The 25,119-nt window shown below is 29.3% G+C and carries 18 protein-coding genes, 4 tRNA genes and 3 pseudogenes; 13 read left to right on the forward strand and 12 right to left on the reverse strand.

Features of this window, described 5'->3' with window-relative positions:
* Positions 1-32: 32 nt before the first annotated feature.
* Positions 33-608 carry a molybdenum cofactor guanylyltransferase gene (locus tag CVOLT_RS07705; RefSeq protein WP_039666179.1) on the forward strand — a complete coding sequence of 192 codons (576 nt, stop codon included), beginning with the start codon at positions 33-35 and terminating at the stop codon, positions 606-608.
* Positions 609-610: 2 nt separating this feature from the next.
* On the opposite strand, the gene CVOLT_RS07710 is transcribed toward CVOLT_RS07705, so the two are convergent.
* A complete protein-coding gene (locus CVOLT_RS07710; protein ID WP_039666180.1) occupies positions 611-1,963 on the reverse strand; it encodes a Na+/H+ antiporter family protein in 1,353 nt (450 codons plus the stop codon).
* Between the two features lie 141 nt (positions 1,964-2,104).
* On the opposite strand from CVOLT_RS07710, the gene ilvD reads away from it, so the two are divergent.
* Positions 2,105-3,778 carry a dihydroxy-acid dehydratase gene (gene ilvD / locus CVOLT_RS07715; protein ID WP_039666181.1) on the forward strand — a complete coding sequence of 558 codons (1,674 nt, stop codon included), beginning with the start codon at positions 2,105-2,107 and terminating at the stop codon, positions 3,776-3,778.
* A 3-nt stretch (positions 3,779-3,781) separates the two neighbouring features.
* Here the strand turns inward: ilvD and CVOLT_RS07720 are convergent.
* The 4 genes from CVOLT_RS07720 to CVOLT_RS07735 all read right to left on the reverse strand — a co-directional run bounded on the left by CVOLT_RS07720 (position 3,782) and on the right by CVOLT_RS07735 (position 4,160).
* Positions 3,782-3,869, reverse strand: a tRNA-Ser gene (locus CVOLT_RS07720).
* 24 nt (positions 3,870-3,893) lie between these two features.
* Positions 3,894-3,967, reverse strand: a tRNA-Cys gene (locus tag CVOLT_RS07725).
* Positions 3,968-3,987: 20 nt separating this feature from the next.
* Positions 3,988-4,076: transfer RNA gene (locus CVOLT_RS07730), tRNA-Leu, on the reverse strand.
* A gap of 9 nt (positions 4,077-4,085) precedes the next feature.
* A tRNA-Gly gene (locus tag CVOLT_RS07735) sits at positions 4,086-4,160 on the reverse strand.
* Positions 4,161-4,426: 266 nt separating this feature from the next.
* On the opposite strand from CVOLT_RS07735, the pseudogene CVOLT_RS08285 reads away from it, so the two are divergent.
* The 6 genes and pseudogenes from CVOLT_RS08285 to CVOLT_RS08310 all read left to right on the forward strand — a co-directional run.
* A pseudogene (locus CVOLT_RS08285) lies at positions 4,427-5,089 on the forward strand (cache domain-containing protein); the annotation flags it as partial.
* An 819-nt stretch (positions 5,090-5,908) separates the two neighbouring features.
* On the forward strand, positions 5,909-6,349 hold the full coding sequence (locus tag CVOLT_RS08290; RefSeq protein ID WP_417903404.1) for a methyl-accepting chemotaxis protein: 441 nt from the start codon (positions 5,909-5,911) through the stop codon (positions 6,347-6,349).
* Positions 6,350-6,854: 505 nt separating this feature from the next.
* Positions 6,855-7,133, forward strand: a pseudogene (locus CVOLT_RS08295) (cache domain-containing protein); the annotation flags it as partial.
* A gap of 171 nt (positions 7,134-7,304) precedes the next feature.
* Complete coding sequence (locus tag CVOLT_RS08300; protein ID WP_417903405.1) at positions 7,305-8,540, forward strand: methyl-accepting chemotaxis protein; 1,236 nt, start codon at positions 7,305-7,307, stop codon at positions 8,538-8,540.
* A gap of 613 nt (positions 8,541-9,153) precedes the next feature.
* Positions 9,154-9,813: pseudogene (locus CVOLT_RS08305) on the forward strand (PDC sensor domain-containing protein); the annotation flags it as partial.
* Between the two features lie 714 nt (positions 9,814-10,527).
* Positions 10,528-10,968 (forward strand): methyl-accepting chemotaxis protein, encoded by a 441-nt coding sequence (locus CVOLT_RS08310; RefSeq protein WP_417903404.1) that lies wholly within the window; start codon positions 10,528-10,530, stop codon positions 10,966-10,968.
* Positions 10,969-11,113: 145 nt separating this feature from the next.
* On the opposite strand, the gene CVOLT_RS07755 is transcribed toward CVOLT_RS08310, so the two are convergent.
* The 7 genes from CVOLT_RS07755 to rpsU all read right to left on the reverse strand — a co-directional run bounded on the left by CVOLT_RS07755 (position 11,114) and on the right by rpsU (position 16,873).
* Positions 11,114-12,823, reverse strand: a complete 1,710-nt coding sequence (locus CVOLT_RS07755) for an ATP-binding protein (RefSeq protein ID WP_039666184.1) — start codon at positions 12,821-12,823, stop codon at positions 11,114-11,116.
* 9 nt (positions 12,824-12,832) lie between these two features.
* Positions 12,833-13,306 (reverse strand): hypothetical protein, encoded by a 474-nt coding sequence (locus CVOLT_RS07760; RefSeq protein WP_084059243.1) that lies wholly within the window; start codon positions 13,304-13,306, stop codon positions 12,833-12,835.
* 4 nt (positions 13,307-13,310) lie between these two features.
* Entirely contained in the window at positions 13,311-13,802 is a 492-nt protein-coding gene (locus CVOLT_RS07765) for a YajQ family cyclic di-GMP-binding protein (protein ID WP_039666186.1), read from the reverse strand.
* A complete protein-coding gene (locus CVOLT_RS07770) occupies positions 13,792-14,724 on the reverse strand; it encodes a D-2-hydroxyacid dehydrogenase (protein ID WP_039666187.1) in 933 nt (310 codons plus the stop codon). The genes CVOLT_RS07765 and CVOLT_RS07770 overlap by 11 nt, the downstream gene beginning before the upstream one ends.
* Entirely contained in the window at positions 14,721-15,893 is a 1,173-nt protein-coding gene (locus CVOLT_RS07775) for a glutathionylspermidine synthase family protein (protein ID WP_039666188.1), read from the reverse strand. Before CVOLT_RS07775 ends, CVOLT_RS07770 begins: the two co-directional genes overlap by 4 nt.
* Before the next feature lie 20 nt (positions 15,894-15,913).
* Positions 15,914-16,534: a UPF0323 family lipoprotein gene (locus CVOLT_RS07780; protein WP_039666189.1), complete on the reverse strand. Its 621-nt coding sequence runs from the start codon at positions 16,532-16,534 to the stop codon at positions 15,914-15,916.
* A 126-nt stretch (positions 16,535-16,660) separates the two neighbouring features.
* Positions 16,661-16,873: a 30S ribosomal protein S21 gene (gene rpsU / locus CVOLT_RS07785; protein ID WP_002780697.1), complete on the reverse strand. Its 213-nt coding sequence runs from the start codon at positions 16,871-16,873 to the stop codon at positions 16,661-16,663.
* Between the two features lie 171 nt (positions 16,874-17,044).
* Here rpsU and ccoG point away from each other — a divergent pair, with 171 nt between their 5' ends.
* From ccoG to CVOLT_RS07810, 5 genes are all read left to right on the forward strand, one after another.
* A complete protein-coding gene (gene ccoG / locus CVOLT_RS07790) occupies positions 17,045-18,415 on the forward strand; it encodes a cytochrome c oxidase accessory protein CcoG (RefSeq protein ID WP_039666190.1) in 1,371 nt (456 codons plus the stop codon).
* A gap of 4 nt (positions 18,416-18,419) precedes the next feature.
* On the forward strand, positions 18,420-19,043 hold the full coding sequence (locus tag CVOLT_RS07795; RefSeq protein WP_039666191.1) for a TetR/AcrR family transcriptional regulator: 624 nt from the start codon (positions 18,420-18,422) through the stop codon (positions 19,041-19,043).
* A 78-nt stretch (positions 19,044-19,121) separates the two neighbouring features.
* Entirely contained in the window at positions 19,122-20,219 is a 1,098-nt protein-coding gene (locus tag CVOLT_RS07800) for an efflux RND transporter periplasmic adaptor subunit (RefSeq protein ID WP_039666192.1), read from the forward strand.
* Positions 20,219-23,341 carry an efflux RND transporter permease subunit gene (locus CVOLT_RS07805; protein ID WP_039666193.1) on the forward strand — a complete coding sequence of 1,041 codons (3,123 nt, stop codon included), beginning with the start codon at positions 20,219-20,221 and terminating at the stop codon, positions 23,339-23,341. Before CVOLT_RS07800 ends, CVOLT_RS07805 begins: the two co-directional genes overlap by 1 nt.
* Complete coding sequence (locus CVOLT_RS07810) at positions 23,334-24,776, forward strand: multidrug efflux system CmeABC, outer membrane lipoprotein CmeC (protein ID WP_039666194.1); 1,443 nt, start codon at positions 23,334-23,336, stop codon at positions 24,774-24,776. The genes CVOLT_RS07805 and CVOLT_RS07810 overlap by 8 nt, the downstream gene beginning before the upstream one ends.
* The last annotated feature ends 343 nt before the right edge of the window (positions 24,777-25,119 follow it).

A 25,119-nucleotide genomic window follows, 5' to 3' on the forward strand; every position in this document is an offset into this window, starting at 1 on the left:
TATAAAATATTTTAACCAATTTGTGAGGTTTTATGGAAAAAATTCCTTATCCTTGTGTGATTTTATGTGGTGGAAAATCTTCTCGTATGGGGCAAGATAAAAGTTTATTAGAAGTTAATGGAAAAAATTTAACGCTTTATCAATATGAAAAATTTTCACAAATCTTTAATCAAGTTTTTATTAGTTCTAAAGACAATAAATTTCATCAAAAATTGCCATTGATTTTAGATGAAAATAATTCTTTTTATTCACCGCTTTTAGCTTTAAATTCTATATTTAAATATTTTCAAAATACTTATATATTTATCATTAGCGTAGATAGTCCAAATATAAATAAAAAAAGTATTTATACGCTATTTCATCGTTTAAATTCACAAAATATACTTTTGGCTAGCACAAAAAATTATAAGCATTACTTATGTGGATTTTATCATAGTAAAAATTATGAAAAATCTTTACAATTTTTAAAAGAAAATAATCACAAACTAAGTGTTTTTTGCTCTACAATGAAAGCTGAATTTATAGAATTTGAAAATGAAGATGAATTTATCAATCTAAATTATTTTGATGATTATCAAAAATGGCAAAGAAGTCTTAAAGACTTCTAAATTTAAAGCAAGAAAAAAGCTATAATGCTACCTAAAACCAATAACGAGCCATTAAAAAATATAAAAGTAGGTATGCAAGTATCTTTTATATGATCACCTTGTCCATCTGCGTTTAATCCTACGCTCACACCTAAAGTAGTCTCGCTAGCAGGAGATCCAGCATCCCCTAAAGCTCCAGCCACTCCTATGATAAAAATAATCGCAACAGGAGAAAAACCAAGCTGAAGACAAATTGGGCAAAATAAAGTCGCTATAATAGGAATAGTTCCAAATGAACTTCCTATACCTATGGTGATTAAAAGCCCTATAGCTAACATAATCAAAATAGCTAAAAAATGACTTTGATCCATAAAAGGCACACTTACTCTAACAAGCTCATCAATACCACCACTTTGCTTTAAAACTTCACTATATCCAGAAGCTACAAGCATTACAAATGCTATATAACCCATGATTTTAAGCCCATCATCAAACACTAAATTTACTTTATTATATTCTACTCCACCCAAAAGCACCATCAAAACAAAACCCAAAAGACCTGATAATGGAAGATTGTGTGTTAAAATTTGCAAAAGTAAAGTCAGTCCAAGACCAGCTAAAACTCCCCATTCTTTTTTACCCATAGTCAAATTATCAAAATCCATTTTAGAAATTTGCTCTTCTTTATACTCTCTTGGTTTTGCATAGAATACAAACACAGCTAAAAATAATCCTACTAACATACAAATTACAGCAAAAATCATCGTGTTTGAAACTTGATCAAGATTAATCAAAACACCATTTGAATTTAAATTATCCACTAATAGAGTTTGATAAATAAGTCCAAATCCTAACGGAACCACCATATAAGGAGTAGTAAGTCCAAAAGTCAAAGCACAAGCTATAGCCCTACGATCAATTTTTAATTTATTAAAAATCATCAACAAAGGCGGTATAAGTAAAGGAACAAAAGCCACATGTATAGGAATTAAATTTTGCGAAAAACACGCAATCAAAGCCAAAGAAAGTATTAACACATATTTTCTATGGGATATAAAATTTGATACAAGTTTTATCAAATACGCCGTAAGATTTGTCTTTGATATAGCAGCAGCAACTGCACCAAGTAAAATATAACTCAAAGCAGTTTGTAAATTTCCTTGCATACCATCGATCAAAATTTTCATAGAATCCATCATAGCTTGAGGTAATTGTGTAAAAAAACTTATAAAATCAAGATGTTCTAAATGCATATATTTTGACCAAACACCTACAAAAATACCACTAAGTAAAACACTAAGCAACACATTAAACCTAAAAAAACACAATAGCGTCATTAAAATAACGCCCATAAAAACAGGATTGGTCAAAAGCATTTTTTTCCTTACAAAAATAAAAATAAAAGATTTTACATTTTAAATGATTTTTTTAAATATTCTTTTAAGTTTAAAAAATTTAAGCAAAAATTGCAAAATAAAAGCATAAAATGATTTTTTACTTTTAAAAAAGGCTTATTGATGAGAAGTGATGCTATCAAAAAAGGACATTTAAAAGCACCAAATCGCTCTTTACTTAGAGCATGTGGATTAAACGATGATGATTTTAACAAACCTTTCATAGGAGTTGCAAATAGCTATATAGATATCATTCCAGGTCATTTTTTCTTAAACGATTATGCAAAAATCATTAAAGATGAAATCAAAAAAAATGGCTGTATTCCTTTTGAATTTAATACCATAGGAGTAGATGATGGCATAGCAATGGGACATGATGGTATGCTTTATTCTTTGCCAAGTCGTGAAATCATAGCAAATTCTATAGAAACTGTGATGAATGCTCATCAACTTGATGCTTTAATTTGCATACCAAATTGCGATAAAATCACACCAGGTATGTTAATGGGAGCTTTAAGAGTAAATGTTCCTACTATTTTTGTAAGCGGTGGGCCTATGAGAGCTGGGGTAAACAAACATGGTGATAAAATCAGCCTTAGTTCAGTTTTTGAAGCAGTTGGTGCATATGAAGCAAAAAAAATCAATGAAGATGATTTAAAAGATATAGAATGCAAAGCCTGTCCTAGCGGTGGTTCATGTTCTGGAATGTTTACTGCAAATTCTATGAATACTTTATGTGAGGCTATGGGTATAGCACTAGAAGGCAATGGCACCATACTAGCTTTAAGTAAAGAAAGAGAAGAGCTTTTAAGAAAAGCAGCGCGCAGAATTTGCCAAATAGCACTCGATGAACGCTTTAAAATTAAAAATATCATCACTAAAAAATCCATAAAAAACGCTCTAATAGTTGATATGGCTATGGGTGGAAGCTCTAATACAATACTACATATGCTTGCAATTGCCTATGAAGCAGGTGTAAATTTAAATATTAAAGAATTAAATGAAATTAGTAAAAATGTAGCGCACATTGCCAAAATAGCACCTTCGCTAAATAGTGTATATATGGAAGATATCCATAAAGCTGGTGGAGTAAGTGCTGTAATAGCCGAACTTGCAAATAAAAAAGATCATATTTTAGAGCTTGATGCTATGGACATACTCGGACAAACTTTACAAGATCGTATAAAAAATTCAAAAATCAAAGATGAAAGCATCATTAAAAAATTAGACAATGCTTATTCTAGTGTAGGTGGACTTGCGATTTTATTTGGAAATTTGGCTGAGCAAGGTTGTGTTATAAAAACTGCTGGAATCATGGGTCAGCGTAAATTTAAAGGCAAGGCAATATGTTTTAACTCTCAAGAAGAAGCTATAAAAGGCATTATAAAAGGAAAGGTTAAAAAAGGACAAGTGTGTGTTATACGCTATGAAGGTCCAAAAGGTGGGCCTGGCATGCAAGAAATGCTAAGTCCTACTTCACTTTTAACTGGCATGGGACTTGGAGCTGATGTAGCATTGATTACAGATGGACGCTTTAGTGGTGCTACTAGAGGACTTAGTATAGGCCATATCTCCCCTGAGGCTGCTGAAGGTGGGTTAATAGCCCTTTTAAAAGACGGGGATGAAATTGAAATAGATGTGGATAATTATAGTATAAATACAAATTTAAGCAATGAAGAAATAACAAAAAGAAAAGCTGAATTTAAGCCATTGCAAAAAGAAATAAATTCAAGATGGTTAAAAATGTATCAAAAATTAGTAAGCAATGCTAGCAAGGGTGCTGTTTTAGACGCATAAAAGTGGCCGGGAGAAAGGGATTCGAACCCCTGGAGGTGTTACCCTCAACGGTTTTCAAGACCGCCGCTTTCGACCACTCAGCCATCTCCCGAATATATAAAATTTTCAAAATGATTGGAGGCGACATCCGGATTCGAACCGGAGATCAAGGCTTTGCAGGCCCATGCCTTACCGCTTGGCTATGTCGCCTTGAGTTACCCCAATAAATGTGGTGCCCGAGGCCGGACTTGAACCGGCACGGAAGAAAAATTCCGAGGGATTTTAAGTCCCTTGTGTCTACCAATTCCACCACCCGGGCGGGTGATAATGGAGCGGGAAACGAGATTCGAACTCGCGACCCCAACCTTGGCAAGGTTGTGCTCTACCCCTGAGCTATTCCCGCAAATAAAAATGAAGTCAAAATTATATCAATATAAGCTTAAATATATATAAAAACTATTTTTATTACAAATTAATAAAAAATTTAATTTTTTTAAATATAATTCCATCTACTAAACTAAAAATATAATAAAAATTAAATGAAAAGTTATTATATTTTTAAAAAATAAACAACAAATTACAAACAAAATTAAGATAAGGAGAAATTAAACGATGTTGAAACTAAATGTATCAGGCAAAATGACATCAATAGTTGGATTTTTGATTGTCATGATTTTAAGTATAGTCAGTGTTTTAGGTTATTTTCAAACCAAAAATAATACTTTTGAACTCATCAAAGATGTTCAATTAAAAACAATGGATGATGTAACTTTAACATTTAACAATTATGGACAAAGCAAAAGAAATGCTATCAATACCTTAGCAGATGAACTTTCTAAAGTTCCATTGGATGATAAAGAACAAATTCTATCACTTATTGGGTCTTTTCAAAAGGCTTTTAATTTCCAATTAACTTTCTTTGGTATTGAAGAGCTAAATGGTGTGTTTTTATCAAATGGGCAGTTTTTAAATTCTGCAAAAGGTTTTAATTTACAAAATAGCATATGGTATACACAAGCAAGACAAGCAAAAGCAGTCATCGCAACTAACCCTTATAGATCATCAACAGATGGCGTTGTTACTATGACTTATGCAGCACCTGTATATAAAAATGGAAATTTTATAGGCGTTGTTGGTGGTGATTATACACTAAGTTCTTTTTCTAAAGATGTTTTAGCTTTTGGAAGATCTGCTACTACTTATGCAGTTGTTTATAACAACGAAGGTGAGATTATGTTCCACGAAAATCAAGATAAAATCTTGACAAAAGATCAACTAGGAACAAATATTTCAAAAATCATTAATACAAATCCATCATACTATCTAGATCCAGATAATAGAGATTCTTTATTTGAAGCAAAAGATGACAAAGGCATAGCTTATCAAGTAATGTGTAATGCCACTATTAATCCAAATTTTAAAGTTTGCACAATTACAGAAAATCGTGCTTATACAAATCCTATAAAAAAAGCTTTGTTTGCTCAAATTATCGTAGGTTTAATAGCAATAGTAATTGCTTTAATCATAGTCAAACTAGTAATCCAATACAACCTCTCCCCACTCCAAAAAATCCAATCAGGTCTTAACTCATTCTTTGACTTTATCAATCATAAAACCAAAGATTCTAATCTAATAGATGTTAAAACCAATGACGAATTTGGAGCTATAGCTAAAGCTATCAATGAAAACATCACTAAAACTAAAAATGCTTTAGAACAAGATGCTAAAGCAGTAGAACAATCGGTTGAAACAGCTAAAGAAATAGAACATGGTAATCTAACAGCAAGAATTACAGCAATTCCTGCTAGTCCTCAATTAGTAGAATTAAAAAATGTATTAAACAATATGCTTCATGTATTACAAGCTAAAGTTGGTTCTAATATGAATGAAATTAATCGTGTATTTGATAGCTATAAAGCATTAGACTTTACTACAGAAGTAAAAGATGCTAAAGGTGAAGTAGAAATTACTACTAATGTATTAGGACAAGAAATCATACAAATGTTAAGACAATCTTCTGAATTTGCTAATTTACTTGCTACTGAAAGTGGTAAATTACAAAGTGCAGTAAAAGACTTAACTGATTCTTCATCTTCTCAAGCTTCTTCTTTAGAAGAAACAGCTGCTGCTTTAGAAGAGATTACTTCTTCTATGCAAAATGTTTCTTCTAAAACTAGTGAAGTAATTGCTCAAAGTGAAGAGATTAAAAATGTTACTTCTATTATTGGAGATATTGCTGATCAAATCAATCTATTAGCATTAAATGCTGCAATTGAAGCAGCACGTGCTGGAGAACATGGTCGTGGATTTGCTGTTGTTGCTGATGAAGTTAGAAACCTAGCTGAAAGAACTCAAAAGTCTTTAGGTGAAATAGAAGCTAATACTAATATCTTAGTTCAATCTATTAATGAAATGGGTGAAAGTATTAAAGAACAAACTACAGGTATTACTCAAATTAATGATGCTGTAGCTCAAATTGATCATGTAACTCAAGAAAATCTTAAAATAGCTAAAGATAGTGCTGCAATATCTGAAAATGTTAATCAAATTGCTAATGATATCTTAGAAGATGCTAGGAAGAAGAAGTTTTAGTGTTAGTTAATAAGCATTTTAGACTTGAAAGTCTAAAATGCTAAATAAACTTTTAGTAAATATTTTTGTTCTTAATAATTTATCTTACTCACTATTTACAATAAAAACATTAATATAAAATCATTTGTTTTTTTATAATTAAAAATTTAATTTGTTTTTTAGCTATAAAATTTCAAAATTATGTAAATAAAACATATTAGGAGAATTTATGAATAGCATAAAGATAAAAATAGCTTTAATTGCTTCTATTTGTTCAGCAATAATGCTGATAATTTTAGGTTTGCTAAGTTTTATTCTTAGTAAAGATATATTGATACAAAATCAACAAACCGATGAAATATCAAAAGTATCTTCAGCAAATACCATTTTTAATACTTTCATAACTGGTAAAATTGATGGTTTTGAAAATTGGATAAAATATGTCGATAATGAAGTTAAAAATACACAATCAAGCAATGAAATTCTTTTAAATGATCTTTCTTATAAGTTAAAAACATTAAAAACAATGGGTGCTTTAAGTTCTTTTATAGGATTACCAAATGGAGATGTTATTATTAGCTCTCCTGTATCTGATAAAGAAAATAAATTTTTTGATGTTATTAAAAAAAGTTCTACTTTTGATGCTAGAGAAAAAGAATGGTTTAAACAAGCAATAAGTAAAAACGAATTATATGTAACACCTGTGTATATCGATGAATTAACAAAAAATCCTTGCATCAGTATAGTAAGAGCTATATACAAAGACAATAAATTATTAGCTGTTTTTGGTATAGATATCGACTTAGAAAGTATCAAACCTTCAATGGAAAGTGTTGGAGAAAAATTAGTCGTTATGGATTCTAATCAAATTCCTTTTATATCATCTGAACATATACAAGAAAAAACCAAAGAACATGATATTTTATTTGCAGAATCTTCCAAATCAGGTAATATGCAAATTTTTGAATATCAAGACATGAAAGGCAATGATACTATTGGTGTTTGTAATAATGTTAAAAATTTCTACGGAACATCTTATTCTATTTGTTCATCAGCGAGTTTAGACACGATTTTAAAAGAAGCCAATAGAGGATTAGTTGGACAAATAATAATTGTAATAATTTTAGTTTTAATTTCAACAATGTTTTTATACTTTTTAATGTCATATTACCTCTCCCCACTCCAAAAAATCCAATCAGGTCTTAACTCATTCTTTGACTTTATCAATCATAAAACCAAAGATTCTAATCTAATAGATGTTAAAACCAATGACGAATTTGGAAAAATGGCAAGTGCTATCAACGAAAACATCACTAAAACTAAAAATGCTTTAGAACAAGATGCTAAAGCAGTAGAACAATCTGTTGAAACAGCTAAAGAAATAGAACATGGTAATCTAACAGCAAGAATTACAGCAATTCCTGCTAGTCCTCAATTAGTAGAATTAAAAAATGTATTAAACAATATGCTTAATGTATTACAAGCTAAAGTTGGTTCTAATATGAATGAAATTAATCGTGTATTTGATAGCTATAAAGCATTAGACTTTACTACAGAAGTAAAAGATGCTAAAGGTGAAGTAGAAATTACTACTAATGTATTAGGACAAGAAATCATACAAATGTTAAGACAATCTTCTGAATTTGCTAATTTACTTGCTACTGAAAGTGGTAAATTACAAAGTGCAGTAAAAGACTTAACTGATTCTTCATCTTCTCAAGCTTCTTCTTTAGAAGAAACAGCTGCTGCTTTAGAAGAGATTACTTCTTCTATGCAAAATGTTTCTTCTAAAACTAGTGAAGTAATTGCTCAAAGTGAAGAGATTAAAAATGTTACTTCTATTATTGGAGATATTGCTGATCAAATCAATCTATTAGCATTAAATGCTGCAATTGAAGCAGCACGTGCTGGAGAACATGGTCGTGGATTTGCTGTTGTTGCTGATGAAGTTAGAAACCTAGCTGAAAGAACTCAAAAGTCTTTAGGTGAAATAGAAGCTAATACTAATATCTTAGTTCAATCTATTAATGAAATGGGTGAAAGTATTAAAGAACAAACTACAGGTATTACTCAAATTAATGATGCTGTAGCTCAAATTGATCATGTAACTCAAGAAAATCTTAAAATAGCTAAAGATAGTGCTGCAATATCTGAAAATGTTAATCAAATTGCTAATGATATCTTAGAAGATGCTAGGAAAAAGAAGTTTTAATAAAATAAAGCTTTGATATACTACAAAATAATAAAACAATAATTTAAGTCTATATAGATAATATATAGACTTAAAATATAAGCTTAAGAGGTTTTTTAAAACTAAAACTTATAAAACTTATAAAATCTATAATTAAAACCTATAATATTATAGGTTTATTATATTAGTAGTGTTGTTGATTTTAATATAAGTAAAAAATTAAATGATTAAAACATCAAAATTGATAGCTTATTAACTCTATAAATAAATAATTATTCAAGATGGTTGGGTTGGGTTGATAAAAGTTTATTGATAATATTTATTTAGACTATTAACATTTTTTAAACGCATTACACTCATTATACTAGAAAATAATCCAATGAACTTTTTTATTAATATTAAAAAGTAATTTAAATTATCTTTTAAATTTAAATATATAATACAGAATGTAAATTAAAAAGTTTAGGAGATGTTTATGATCAAAACTATCAGTGCTAAAATTACTATTGTAGTTTGCATTTTAATTGTTGTAGTGTTATCTATCGTGAGTTTTATCAGTTATAATAATACGCAACATAGAGAAAGTGAAATTTTACAAGACATACAACTTAAAACATTATTTGATGTGAAAAAGATGTATGAGCTTTATTCTTTTAGCAAAGAAAATGTCGTTAAAGAATTTTCCAAACAAATTGCTTTAGATCTTACATCTAGAGGAGATCAATTAACAGAAATGCTCAAAACCATCAAAAATGCTAACAATTTTGATTTGTTTTATGTTGGATTTGAAGATACTGGCCTATTACATAGATCAAATGGTGTTGTAAATGGTATTAAACAAGGTTATGATCTAAAAAATAGAGGATGGTATAAACAAGCAAAAAAAGAGGGAAAATTAATTATATCTGAACCTTATAAATCAGCAAGCACTGGTAAAACAAGTATAACTTATGCTACACCTATATACAAAGATGGAAATTTTATAGGCGTTGTTGGTGGTGATTATGATCTTGAAAGATTTTCTAGTGATGTTTTAGTACTTGGGAAAAGCTCCACTTCTTATGCTGCGGTGTTTAACTATAAAGAAGGGTATCCATTATTACATGAAAAACAAGAAAAAATTCTTCAAAATACAACTCTATCAAAGGCAATTGCTAGCATACTATCTGCCCATCCAAAATATATAGACCCAAATAACGATGAATTATTTGAAGCAAAAGATGCTGCAGGAATAAATCAAATGATAGCTTGTTCAAAAATAAATGATAGTAATTATGTTGTTTGCGCTGTAACAGAGAAAAAACTTTATACACAATCTTCAGATGAATTATTATTGCAACAATTTATAATAGGAATTATTGCAATTATTGCTTCTTTAATCATAGTCAAACTAGTAATCCAATACAACCTCTCCCCACTCCAAAAAATCCAATCAGGTCTTAACTCATTCTTTGACTTTATCAATCATAAAACCAAAGATTCTAATCTAATAGATGTTAAAACCAATGACGAATTTGGAGCTATAGCTAAAGCTATCAATGAAAACATCACTAAAACTAAAAATGCTTTAGAACAAGATGCTAAAGCAGTAGAACAATCGGTTGAAACAGCTAAAGAAATAGAACATGGTAATCTAACAGCAAGAATTACAGCAATTCCTGCTAGTCCTCAATTAGTAGAATTAAAAAATGTATTAAACAATATGCTTCATGTATTACAAGCTAAAGTTGGTTCTAATATGAATGAAATTAATCGTGTATTTGATAGCTATAAAGCATTAGACTTTACTACAGAAGTAAAAGATGCTAAAGGTGAAGTAGAAATTACTACTAATGTATTAGGACAAGAAATCATACAAATGTTAAGACAATCTTCTGAATTTGCTAATTTACTTGCTACTGAAAGTGGTAAATTACAAAGTGCAGTAAAAGACTTAACTGATTCTTCATCTTCTCAAGCTTCTTCTTTAGAAGAAACAGCTGCTGCTTTAGAAGAGATTACTTCTTCTATGCAAAATGTTTCTTCTAAAACTAGTGAAGTAATTGCTCAAAGTGAAGAGATTAAAAATGTTACTTCTATTATTGGAGATATTGCTGATCAAATCAATCTATTAGCATTAAATGCTGCAATTGAAGCAGCACGTGCTGGAGAACATGGTCGTGGATTTGCTGTTGTTGCTGATGAAGTTAGAAACCTAGCTGAAAGAACTCAAAAGTCTTTAGGTGAAATAGAAGCTAATACTAATATCTTAGTTCAATCTATTAATGAAATGGGTGAAAGTATTAAAGAACAAACTACAGGTATTACTCAAATTAATGATGCTGTAGCTCAAATTGATCATGTAACTCAAGAAAATCTTAAAATAGCTAAAGATAGTGCTGCAATATCTGAAAATGTTAATCAAATTGCTAATGATATCTTAGAAGATGCTAGGAAAAAGAAGTTTTAATAAAATAAAGCTTTGATATACTACAAAATAATAAAACAATAATTTAAGTCTATATAGATAATATATAGACTTAAAAATATAAGCCTAGGAAAGTTTTTACAAAATTAAGTTTTAACATAATGAAACATTAACAAGAGTTATCAGTTTAATTTTTAAAACCAACAATTTTATTTTTATCAAAAGATGATTCTAATTCTTTTTGTATAGTTTCTAAAAAATAACTCATTTTAAAAATTCCATCTTTACACACAGCAGCTTTTAAGGCAGTATTTTTAATCACCATTACAATTTGCGCTCCGCTAAGTTCATAATTTGCCAGCAATTCTTCATCAAATTCTTCATCAAATTTGGCATTTTTTGGCAAAGATTTTTTCCATATCATTAAGCGTTGTGAAAAATCAGGTTTTTTAAATTCTATTTTATAATCAAAGCGTCTTGAAAATGCCACATCTAAACTTTCTAAAAAATTCGTTGTTGCAATCATCACTCCACTAAAGCGTTCAATTTGTTCTAAAAAAATATTTTGCATTTGATTGTGCATTTTATCAGCACCACCGCTACTTTCAATTCTAGTACTTAAAAACTGATCTGCTTCATTTAAAAGCAAAATTGGACTTTGTTTGCTTGTTTGACAAAGCTCTTTATAAGTATCAAAAATTTTTCTTACATTTTGCTCGCTCTCTCCGACATATTTACTTAAAATTTTAGAGCAATCAAAACTTAAAATAGCCTTTTTCATAGCCTTAGCTATACTCAAAGCACTCATAGTCTTGCCAGTGCCAGCTGGTCCATAAAAAATAATCTTTGCTTCTATATTTTTATTGCTTTTAATACCCCAATTATTTAGTCTTTGAAGGACTTTTTTATCTTGCTGTTTTAAGATATTTTCTAATAAATTTTTTGTACTTTGTGGCATGATAACATCATCGATATTTATATTTGGTTCGATTAATTCAAAAATATCTTGATTTTTCACTAAATTTTGCAGTTTTATTTTTTTATTTTTCTTTGGTTCTTTGTGATTTATAATTCTTTGCAAAATATCATCACTTAAATAAAAAGTCTTAGAAATATCCCCTAAAGAATTTACAAATTCATCAAATTCTATAAGATTAGAGCTAATAAGCTTGCAATCTTCATCTAGTAAAAATTTGTTTTGTTTTTTTTCGTTGGTATCATTGCTAATTAAATGGAGTAAAAAATTATAATCTCTACTATAAGAATTTTCGGTATTTAATAAATATTCTTCTTTTAATAAACTCACAAATATCAAGCGTTCTTTGTCATTCAAAGAATATTCTTTAAAAATATCCATTAAAACATTGGTGATATTACTTTTTTTAAGTCTTTTTTTAATACAATTTTCAAATTTTTTAATATCTTCTTTGATTTTTAATTGTTCCTTGCTATTAGCAAAAAATCTCAATCTTTGATATAAATCTATTTTAAAAAATTCATCTTTTAAATAAGCCATATGATCTTCATAACCTTCTTCTTGTAAAAAGTCTATTTGCTTATTTTCTAAAACTTGCAAAAAAACTTCACTCAAACTCAAATCACTTTGAAGCAAATTCAAAAGCGAATTAGAATTTTTACTAGTTTTAAAATCAGAAAAAATTTGAACTATAAAGCCTTTTTCAATAAGATTTTTTAAATTTTGAAGATGATCAAGATATTGATAATCTTCTGTCTTAAAAATTTCACTCAATAAACTATAAGCATTGATACTAGTATTAGCTTGTAAATAACTTTTACACATTTGCTTTAAGATTAAAATTTCATCTTCGTTACATTGTAGATTTTTATATATATTACTTTTAGTGGTATTTTTTAAAAAAAGTTTTAAATCTTTCATATTTTCCTTTTAATTTTTTATACGAGTAATACTAAATTTAATATTTGATTTTTTTTCGCTAAAGCTCATCTTGCCATCGCAAACTTCATAAAAAATTTCATAATCTTTGCTTTTTAACTCTTGTATAAAGCCACAAGAATTTGTAATTTTATTTTTATTATTAAATATTGCTTTTTGCAAAATAAGATCTTTTAAAAAATCATCATAATACTCATAATTAAAAAATTTTTTATTAAAAAGCTTTTTAGTATAACACACACCATTTATACAGATATTATCTGCTATTTTTAGTGTAAATAGTGCTTTTGAAGCATTATAAAGTTCTAAATTTATATCGTTTTTACCTTGGTATAAAAAGCCATAATCATTAAATTTGATTTGAGAATTTTTCAAAACAACAAAAACGCTTTGTGATTGTGTTTTATTTTTTATAGCACAAGAACTCAAAAACAAACACAAAAAACAAAGAAAAATATTTTTCAACATTTTATTTAAGATTTTTAAAACTTAGATTAAGTTCTAAATTTAAATCTTTTACTATCTTCATAACACTTTGCAAATCATCAATTTGCTTTCCAACGACTCTTATCTCATCACCTCTTATGCTAGAAGTCACTTTTAATTTACTATCTTTTATAGCTTTATTGATTTTTTTAGCACTATCTGCATCAATTGCATCATTTACTTTTAAATTTAATCTAAAATTAGCACCACTTTCTTTGCTTAATTCTTTTATACCATTTGGATTAATCCCTCTTTTAATAAGCTTAGAAATAAGTATATCTTTTAAAACATCAAGCTTGGATTCACTAGAACAAATAAGCTTATAAACACTTTCTTTTTCATTTAACTCGATTTCGCTTTTTATGCCTTTTAAATCATATCTATTATCAAGTTCTTTTTTGGCCTGCTCAAGTGCATTTTTTAATTCTTGTTTATCGATCTCACCGCTTATATCAAAACTATGTTCATTTGCCATTTTCTACATACTCCTTAAGATTTTCATAAACTATTTGGACTAAATTTTGTATCGATTCTACGCTAGCCCATGCAACATGCGGGGTGATGATTAAATTTTCTTTGTTTTTGATTTTAAGCAATGGATGATTAGCAATCATAGGTTCAACTTCTAACACATCAAGTCCTACTTTTATATTTTTTTCATCAATAGCCCAAGCTAAATCATCTTCATTTATAATGCCACCTCTACCAACATTAATCAAAATTGCACCTTGCTTTAACTTATCTAGTTCTTTTTTACTAAGTAAATTTTTTGTCTTTTCATTTAAAGGAGAGTGTATGCTAATTACATCACAAGTTGTTAATAATTCATCTAAACTAACTTGCTTATACTCATCATTAAAATTTACTCCAGAAGTAGAGTAATAACACACATTAGCACCAAATATTTGCGATACTTTTGCCACTTCTTTACCTATAGCGCCAAGACCTATAATGCCATGTCTTTTTCCTGTTAATGTGTGTAAATTTCTACTAAAATCAGTAAAAATAGGACTTTGGCACCATTTTCCTTCTTTGCTCCATCTATCATAATAAGGAATTTGATTTAAAAAAGCAAACATTAGTGCAAAAGTATGGCTTAAAACACTTTTTGTAGAATACCCAGCGGCATTTTTTACTATGATATTTTTTGAATTAGCATAAGCTACATCGATATTATTAACCCCAGTGCCAAGCTGCAAGATTAATTTTAAATTAGTATTATCTATAACTTCTTTATCAATGATGACTTTATTTATCATCACCACTTGTGCGTCTTTGATTCTTGTTATAACTTCTTCTTTAGGGGTTAAATCATAAACTTCAAATTCGCCAAAATTTTTAAAAAGAGATAAATCAGCACCGCCCAAAGTGGCAGCATCTAAGCATACTATTTTCATTGTTCTATCACATGCCCTACAAATTTAGAATAATTATCAAGCACTAAGCCACCTTTTCTAAAGCCCAAGCCACAGCCTTCATACGCAAAAAATACTCCAGCTTGATAATAATCATTTTCATTTTGATTAAACTCGGCAAATTCTTGATAAACAAAACGATTATTATGGTAATCTCCATTTGTTTGAAAACTCACATCACCATTAGCTTCTATAATAGACACATTAGCCCCTTCTCTACCAAAAACAGGCTTTTTAACACATTTTTTACCCGCTAAAGGTTCATCGCTTGTTTCAAGCAATAAAGGATGATTTGGATAAAGCTCCCATAAAATTTTCATAATACCTTTGCTTTGAAAAAGCAAAGTATAAGCAGGGTTTAAAATGATGGCTTTTTGATTTTGCATAATTTGAGTTAAAAGCATAGCAAGCTCACCCTCTTCTATGGCTATATTTTCCCAAGGGATAAGTTTAAATAAATATTCAAAATTAATGTCATTTTTAAAAACTCCATCTGGGGAAAATTCTACCTCATCAATATACGAAAACTCACTCTCAAAACCAGCTTCTTTAGCTATATGAGCTAAAAATTTAGTCGTAATTGCATCCTCATCACTTCCTGCTATAGATGAAAAAAGAATTTTCCATCCATCATAATATTTTTCAAAATCACTAACATTTTCGTCTAAGGTAATTAATCTTTTAAAATTATCTTTTAAAGCTTCATAAATATTATTAAATTGCAAACTTTCATCTAAGTTGTTTTGTTTTAACAAAGCCCATTGCAAAATAGCACTTTCAAATAAAGAAGTAGGAGTATCAGCATTAAATTCTATCAACTTAATAGGTTTTCCATCAAGTCCACCTGCTAAATCAAATCTTCCATATAAATGCCAATGCACATCATTTTCCCAACTCATTTTAATAGCTTCAATCAAATTAAATGGAATTCCAAGCTCATCAAAACGATTATTATCTATAACTTCTTGTGCTGCTGCTACATACATATCATAAAGCTCATTAACAGCTTCATAATAAGCATTGGCTTCATTTTCACTAACGCAAATTAAATTAGAATCTAAATAATCACTTCCATCATTATCCGTATGCCATGAAAAACCCATTTGTTCTAAATAAGATTTTTCCAAAGGATTTACTTTTAAAAATTTCATATTTTTCCTTTTTTACTTAATCAAGAACCAAATGAATTTTGAGTTGAAGAAGTAGCTTTTGAGCCACCGCCAAAAAAACCTGATTTTTTAGCACCTGATCCTGAATTTGTCGTAGCACCTGCTTTATTAAAACTATTAACACTTCTTTGATATGCACTTTGATTTGAAAAAGCTCCGCGTTGTTGGTTTGCAAAATTTTGATTATTAAAAAGCTTTGAACCTATCCAACTACCCAAAATAGCTCCAGCTGCACTTGCAAGTAAAGTTTCTCCTAAAGATAAACCACCACTACTCATAGAAGCATTATTTGGATTGGTTAAATTTGAAGTTCCATTGTCTATTTTTGCTGCTTCTTCTTGGATTAATTTATCCATTTCTTCTTTGCTTAAAACTCTTTCAGTACCATCAAGCTGTTTTAATACAACTCTAGTTTCATCGCTTGGAAATTGATCTTTGATTTTATATTGATTTGGAGCGGTTTCTTCTATAATGACAAAAGCACCTTGAGTATTAGAAGCTTGAGCTAAAGCATTATTTGCACTAGTATCGTTTGAGCCGCCGCAACCACTTAAAGCACCTACGCTAATAGCAGCTATGCCACTAATCATACTTAATTTTAATATACTTTTTATATGTTTCATAAATTTTCCTAAAATTGCAATATTAATTTAAAATAAATTTTAACAAAAATTATATTAACAAAATCTAATCAATAAAACACAATAAAAAATTTACGGAGATAAAGCCGATTTCTCGGCTTTTTGGTATTAGAGTCTTGACTCGTAGCGTCTAAGCATATAAAGTCTTTTAAGCATTTTTTTACGAGCTGAAATTTTTTGTTTTTTGCGAATTTCAGTCATAGGCTCAAAAAATCTTCTAGCACGAACTTCAGTAACAACTAAATTTCTATCTACTTGTTTTTTGAATTTTCTATACGCTTCATCAAAAGACTCGTTAGGATGTACCTTAATTCCTGGCACGACCCTCACCACCTTTCTTAATAAAATTTAGGCTTAAAATTATATCACAATTATCAATAAATATTTTATTTATTCAATACAAACTTTAAAAAAATAAGAATTTTAAAACCAAAGAATATTTTAATTTTTATAAGACTAAAATTATGCAAAATTATACGCACAAGGATTACCATGAGTGGCTGTGTTACCAATTTTACTAAAAAAAGATATATAGCTTATATCACATCTATGATCATTTTTATATTATTACCTTTTGTTAAAATCAATGGAAATCATTTTTTTCTATTAAGCTTTGACCATAAAAAATTAAATTTATTTTTTATTGCTTTTGATACACAAGAATTATACTTAATGCCTTTTTTAATTATAGGGATGTTCTTAACCATACTTTTTATCACGACATTAGCAGGAAGAATTTGGTGCGCATGGACCTGTCCGCAAACCATTGCTAGAGTCATTTATAGAGATCTTTTGCAAACTAAAATTTTTAAAATTTATAAAAGCATTGAAAACAAACAAAAACCTTCTCAAGGTTTTTTTGTAAGAAAATTTTTAAGTATTGTGATTTTTTATATTTTATCTTTAATTATGATGAGTGCTTTTTTATGGTATTTTGTTCCACCTGAAGATTTTTTTATCTATATACAAAATCCTAAAGATCATCTTTTGCTTTTAGGAATTTTATTTTGTGCTTCTTTGGCTTTTACCTTTGATATAGTTTATTTGGGTGAAAAATTTTGCGTTTATATATGCCCTTATGCAAGAATACAATCTGTTATGTTTGATAACAATACCATACAAGTAATTTATGATGAAAAAAGAGGTGGGGTTATTTACGATGGACATACTAAACTTCACAAAAAACCCCCTCAAGGCGAATGCATAGGATGTGAAGCCTGTGTAAAAATTTGCCCAACACATATAGATATACGCCAAGGAATGCAGCTTGAGTGCATTAATTGTCTTGAATGTGCTGATGCTTGCTCTAAAGTTCAAGCTAAATTTGATCGCCCAAGTTTGATTAATTGGACAAGTGCAAAAGCTATCCAAGATAATACAAAAGTTAAATACCTTAGATTTAGAACTATTGGGTATTTAGTGGTTTTATGTATAGTTTTTACAGCTTTAGCAATTATGGGAAGTAAAAAAGAACATATGCTTTTAAACATCAATCGATCAAGCCAATTATATAACATCCATAAAACTTCAAAAAATGAAATCGAAATTACAAATGCTTATATTTTCTTATTTCAAAATACAGATAACAAGCCACACGAATATTATTTTGATGTAAATTTAAAAGATATACAAGATGGCTTAGAAATTATTAGACCTAAAAAGCCATTTAAGCTTGATGCGGGTCAAAAAAGCAAACAAATAGTAGTCTTAAAAGCAAAGAAAAAATTAGCAGATAATGATAGAAAAGATACTGTTATACCTTTGATAATAAAAGCATATGCCTTAGACGATGAAAAAATTGTTGTTACAAGAGAAAGTAATTTTGTATATCCAAAAAATTCTCTTTTAAATCATAGTGAGTAACTTTATGGATAAAAAAATAACAAGTAAATCTCAAGCAAGACTTGATAAGATCAAACAAATCGCAGCAGAATCGTTTTTAAAAAATGGCTATGAAGCAACCAACCTTAAAGATATCATCAAAGAAGCAGGAGGATCTTTTTCCTCTGTTTATCAACATTATAAAAACAAAGAGGGTTTGTTTGAAGCAATTTTAAATGATTTTACAAAAAACCATTTCTTAAAAATCTTTAACGAAACTATGAACATTAAAGAAAATGAAAACTTGGAAGATTTTTTGCATAATTTTGCTCTAGCTTATTTGGGAATTTTTAATAATACAAAAACCATTGCCATAGTAAGACTTTTATATTCTGAAATTTATAATGAAAAAATCGATTTTGCTAAATGGCTAAAAGGCAATAATAAAGCAGGTATAGAATTTATGCTACAACAAAGATTTGCAAAGGAAAACAAAAAGCTAGCAAAGAATGCAAAATTTTTAAGCTACACTTTTTGTGCAATGCTTAGAGGTTCTTTTTTTATACAAAGCACATTTGAAAACAAAGTTTTAATGGATAAAAAAGAACAAAAAGCACATGCGAAAAAAATTGTTAAACTTTTTACCCAAGGACTTGTTAGTTTTAATTAACCAAAAATTGTTAAAATGAATACTAAATTGTGTAATTTTGATTACTTTTTTTAAATAAATACAACACTAAGGAATTAAATGAAAACTAAAATTATCGCTTCTATATGTGCTTTAATGATTTTATCAGCTTGCTCTAAAGAACAAAATAATCAAGCAAAACAACTACCTCCTCAACCTGTAAATATCATAACAATGCAAAGTAAAGATTTGCCTTTGAAATTTTCTTACCCAGCAAAGTTGAGCACAGATTTAGATGTCATGATAAAACCTAAAGTAAGCGGTGAAATAAAACAAAAGTATTTTAAAAGTGGTCAGGCTGTAAAAAAAGGCGACAAATTGTTTTTAATTGAACCTGATAAATACCAAGCAAATGTAAATATAGCTTATGGCGATGCGTTAGTTGCAAGAGCAAATTTTGAAGATGCAAAGAAAAATTTTGAACGAGATAGTGTTTTGATAGAAAAAAATGCCATTTCTCAAAAAGAATTTGATGCGAGTTTGGCTAAATTTAATTCTACAAAAGCAACTTTAGAAAGTGCTAGAGCAAAACTTTCTAATGCGAGATTAGATTTAAAATACACAGTAGTTAGCGCTCCATTTGATGGTGTATTAGGCGATGCATTAGTGGATGTGGGTGATTATGTAAATACTGCAAATACTGATTTAGTACGCATTACAAACATTAATCCAATTTTTGCAGATTTTTATATCTCAGATGTAGATAAAATCAGTATGAATAAAAATATAAAAAATGGCAATTGGCAATTAGAAGATGTTCAAGTTCAAGCTAGTATTGGCGGTGAAATTTATAATGGAAAATTGTATTTTATAGATAGCGTTATAGATGCAAATAGCGGTGGAGTAAAAGCTAAAGCTATTTTTGATAATAATACTTCAAATTTAATGCCTGGATCATTTGCGAATGTAAGTGTTGGAGGATTTGTTCAAAAAAATGGTTTTGAAATTCCACAAGTTGCACTATTACAAGATGATAGCTCTACTTTTGTTTATACTTTAGTTGATGGAAAAGTTGCAAAAACCATTGTTAATGTTATTTATCAAACTTCAGATAAAGTGATTATCAACACAGGATTAAAAGATGGAGATAAAGTGATTATCAATAATTTTAAAAAAATAAGACCTGGTTCAAGTGTTAGCGTATTGGAGAATAAATAATGTTTTCTAAATTTTTCATAGAAAGACCTGTTTTTGCTTGTGTTGTTTCTATCATTATATCTTTGGCTGGACTTATTGGGCTTTATTCTTTACCTGTAGAGCAATACCCATCTTTAACTCCACCTGCTGTTAAAGTAAGTGCTACTTATGCAGGAGCTGATGCACAAACCGTGGCTCAAACAGTTGCAATACCTCTTGAAGATGCAATCAATGGGGTTGAAAATATGATTTATATGGATTCAACCTCAAGCTCATCTGGTGAAATGACTTTAAGTGTGTATTTTAACATCGGAACAGATCCTGATCAAGCAACAGTCGATGTTAATAACAGAATTTCAGCTGCTATGGCAAAACTTCCTGAAGAAGTAAAAAAAACCGGAGTTAGTGTTAGAAAAACCGGAACAAATATCTTAGAAATTGCAAGTTTATACTCACCTGATGGATCTATGGATGTACTAGAAGTATATAATTATGCTGCTTTGAATATTTTAGATGATCTTGCTAGGGTTCCTGGTGTAGGTAATGCTGCAGCAGTTGGCTCAAGAAATTATTCTATGAGAATTTGGTTAAATCCTGATTTACTAAATAGATATCAAATCACAGCCACAGATGTAATAGCAGCAGTTAGAGAACAAAATGCTCAATATGCAACAGGCAAAATAGGACAAGAACCTGTGGTAGAAAAATCTCCTTATGTGTATTCAGTAACTATGCAAGGAAGATTAAAAAATACCAAAGAATTTGAAAACATCATTTTAAGAGTTAATGAAGATGGATCATTTTTAAGATTAAAAGATGTAGCAGAAGTTGCCTTGGGCTCAAGAGAATACACTTTTAATGGAAGATTAAATGGTTCTAGTGCCACTCCTATATTAATCTTTTTACAAACTGGAGCAAATGCTGTTAGCACAGCAGAATTAGTTCATAAAAAATTTGAAGAACTTTCTAAAAATTTCCCTGAAGGCTTAGCATATAAAATTCCTTATGACACTACTTTATTTATCAAAACCTCTATTAAAGAAGTGGTAAAGACATTTTTTGAAGCATTAATCCTTGTTGTGATTGTGATGTATTTATTCTTAAAAAATTTCCGCTCGACCATCATCCCTATGATAGCCGTTCCAGTATCCATACTAGGAACTTTTGCTGGACTTTACATCTTAGGATTTAGCATCAACTTACTAACATTATTTGCACTTATTTTGGCTATTGGTATAGTTGTTGATGATGCGATTATTGTCGTTGAAAATGTCGATAGAATCATACATGAAGATCCAAATATCAGCATAAAAGATGCAACCATTAAAGCCATGGAAGAAGTCGCAGCTCCTGTTGTTTCTATAGTACTTGTGCTTTGTGCAGTTTTTATTCCCGTATCTTTTATATCAGGCTTTGTGGGAGAAATTCAAAAACAATTTGCAATCACCCTAGCTGTTTCGGTTACGATTTCAGGCTTTGTGGCATTAACACTAACTCCTTCTTTATGTGCGATATTTTTAAAAAGAACTCATAGCGAGCCTTTTTATATTGTAAAAAAATTCAATGATTTTTTTGATTGGTCTGTTAATGTTTTTGGTGCTGGGGTTGCTTATATACTAAAAAGAACCGTTAGATTTGTTTTAATTTTTTTCATATTTTTAATAGGATTAGTAGCATTATTTAAAATAGTACCAACTTCTTTGGTTCCTGAAGAAGATCAAGGTAGTTTTTTATCGATTGTCAATTTACCAGCTGCTTCTTCACTCAATAGAACAACCCAATCAGTTGATGCATTAACCGAACAAATAATGAAAAATGAAAATATCACAAATGTTGTTGGATTGATAGGTTATGACCTTTTTACAGGCTCATTAAAAGAAAATTCTGCAGCAATGTTTATCAATTTAAAAAATTGGGATGATAGAGATACAAGCAGTTTTGATATTATTAGTATGTATAATAAACAATATTTTTTAAATCCTAATTTTCAATCATACTTTTTCAACTTACCTCCTATACAAGGATTAAGCTTAACAGGTGGTTTTGAAATGTATGCTCAAAATCGTAGCGGTAAAAGCTATGATGAAATCCAACAAGATGTTAATAAATTATTAGAAGTAGCAAACAAACGCCCAGAACTCATCAATGTAAGAACAACTCTTGATACAAATTTTCCTCAATTTAAACTAGATATTAATCGCGACAAAGTAAAACTATATGGTTTGAATTTAAACGATGTTTTTGATACTTTAAGCGCCACCATAGGAACCTACTATATCAATGATTTTTCAATGCTAGGTAAAAACTATCGTGTTAATATTAGTGCATTAGGGGATTTTAGAAATACCCAAAATGCTTTAAAAAATATTTTTGTTAGGGCAAAAGATGGTTCTATGATAGCACTTGATAGCATTTTAACTTTTTCAAGAAGTGTTGGACCTGATGATGTAAAACGCTTTAATATGTTCCCTTCAGCACTAATCCAAGGAACCCCTGCACCAGGATATACCTCTGGTCAAGCAATCAATGCTATTGCACAAGTTGCAAAAGAAACGCTTGGTGAAGATTATTCCATAGCATGGGCTGGTTCAGCATATCAAGAAGTTACAAGCAGCGGAGCTGGTCAAGTTGCTTTTGCACTAGGACTTTTATTTGTATTTTTAATCCTAGCTGCACAATATGAAAGATGGCTTATGCCTTTAGCTGTTATCACAGCAGTGCCTTTTGCTGTTTTTGGTTCTTTGCTTTTTGTATGGCTAAGAGGTATAGACAATGACATATACTTTCAAACAGGACTTTTACTTTTGATAGGACTTTCTGCTAAAAACGCAATATTAATCGTAGAATTTGCAATGGAAGAGCACCTTAAAAAAGGCAAAAGCATTTTTGAAGCTTCGGTAAATGCAGCAAAATTAAGATTTAGACCTATTATAATGACTTCTTTGGCATTTATTTGTGGAATTTTACCTTTGGTTTTTGCTTATGGAGCAGGAAGTGCGAGTCGTCATGCTATAGGAACAGGAGTTGTTGGAGGTATGATAGCAGCTTCTACCATAGCAATATTTTTCGTGCCTTTGTTTTTCTATTTATTAGAAAGTTTTAACAATTGGCTTGATAAAAAAAGAGGTAAAACACATGCGTAAAATACTACTCTTTATAGGATGTCTTTTTATAGTAGGTTGTAGTTTAAAACCAAATTTAAAAATTTCTGATGTAAATTACACACAAAATCTAGATGAAAACATAAGCATTGACAAACAATGGTGGAAAATGTTTAACGATTCTAATTTAGATACTTTGGTAGAACAAGCATTAAAAAACAACAATGATTTGCAAATTGCTTTTTTAAATTTACAAAAAGCTTATGAAGCTTTAGGTATATCAAGGAGTGATTTGCTTCCTAAACTTGATGGTAGTGCAAGCGGAGCAAGATCTAAAACAAGTATCAACGCACCAAGCAATAAAACTCAAGACTTTGCATATGGAAATGATTTTAACCTAGGATTGAATTTAAGCTACGAAGTTGATTTATGGGGAAAATATAGAGACAACTATGGAGCGTCTAAATCAAAGCTCAAAGCAAGCGAATTTGATTATGAAAGCGCTAGACTTAGTTTGATTTCTAATGTTGTAAAAACATACTTTAATATATCAAATTTAAGTGAGCAAGAAAAAATTTTAGAAGAAAGTATGCAAAGTTATCAAAAAACTTATAACTTAAAATTAGAACATTTTAAATTAGGAGTTATAGGAGAATACGAGCTTAATCAATTCAAAGCCGAGCTTGAAAATTCTAAAATATTACTCACTAATACCAAAATACAAAAAGAATCAAACATCAAAGCTTTAAAAATACTCACTTCAAACAATATCGATGATATACTTTATAATGGTATAAACTATTCAAAAATTGGACAATATGATATTAAAATACCACAAGGCATAGGGAGTGAAATTTTACTTCAAAGACCTGATATCCAAGCTAGTTTAAAAACTTTAGAAGAAAAAAACTATCTTGTTGGGGTTGCTAGAAGTGCATTTTTACCAAGTCTTTCTTTAACAGGACTTTTAGGCTTTCAAAGCAAAGATTTAGATTTATTAGTCAAAAATGGAAGTGGTACTTGGGGAGTAGCTGGAAATTTTATGATGCCAATTTTTCATTGGGGTGAAATAGTCAATAATGTCAATATAGCAAAACTCACTAAAGATGAAGCATTTTTACAATATGAAAATACTTTAAAAACAGCATTTGCAGAAATCAGACTGGCTTTGTTTAACCGCAAAAGTTATTATGAAAATGAGCAAAATTACAAAAATCTCTTTATAGCTCAAAGCAAAATCTATGAAATTTCTACTTTAAGATATGAAAATGGGGTGATTAATTTAGCTGATTTTTTACAAGATCAAAGAAATTATTTAAACGCAAAACTTTCATATACTAGCTCTTCTTATGAATTAGCAAATTCTATAGTAGATGTGATTAAAGCATTTGGCGGTGGATTTAATGCTAAGGAAAATTCTAAAGAAAACATTAAAGCTATGGAAGAAAATTTAGAAACAAATTTTTATAACAACTAAGTCTTTAAGGCTTAGTTGTTTTTGAATTATTAGCATCTACTACAAAATGATAACATTTCTTTGGTGGTGTAAAAAAAATTAAGATTTTCAATAGCTTCTTCTAAAGGAATGCAACTGGCTATACTTACAAAAAATATAAATACTAAAATTACTTTTTTCACAAATTGTTAATGTGTTGGGATTTTAATTCTTTGATGAGATTTATCATTTCTATCTTTAGGGCTGTTGTATTCAAAACGATATTGCATCTTACCTGAAACATTGATATCTTAAAAAATTTCATCTAAAGGGGCTGCATTTATCATATTTAAAAATGCCATTATAAAAATAAAACAAATTATAA

The organism is Campylobacter volucris (assembly GCF_008245045.1).
GTDB classification, from domain to species: domain Bacteria; phylum Campylobacterota; class Campylobacteria; order Campylobacterales; family Campylobacteraceae; genus Campylobacter_D; species Campylobacter_D volucris.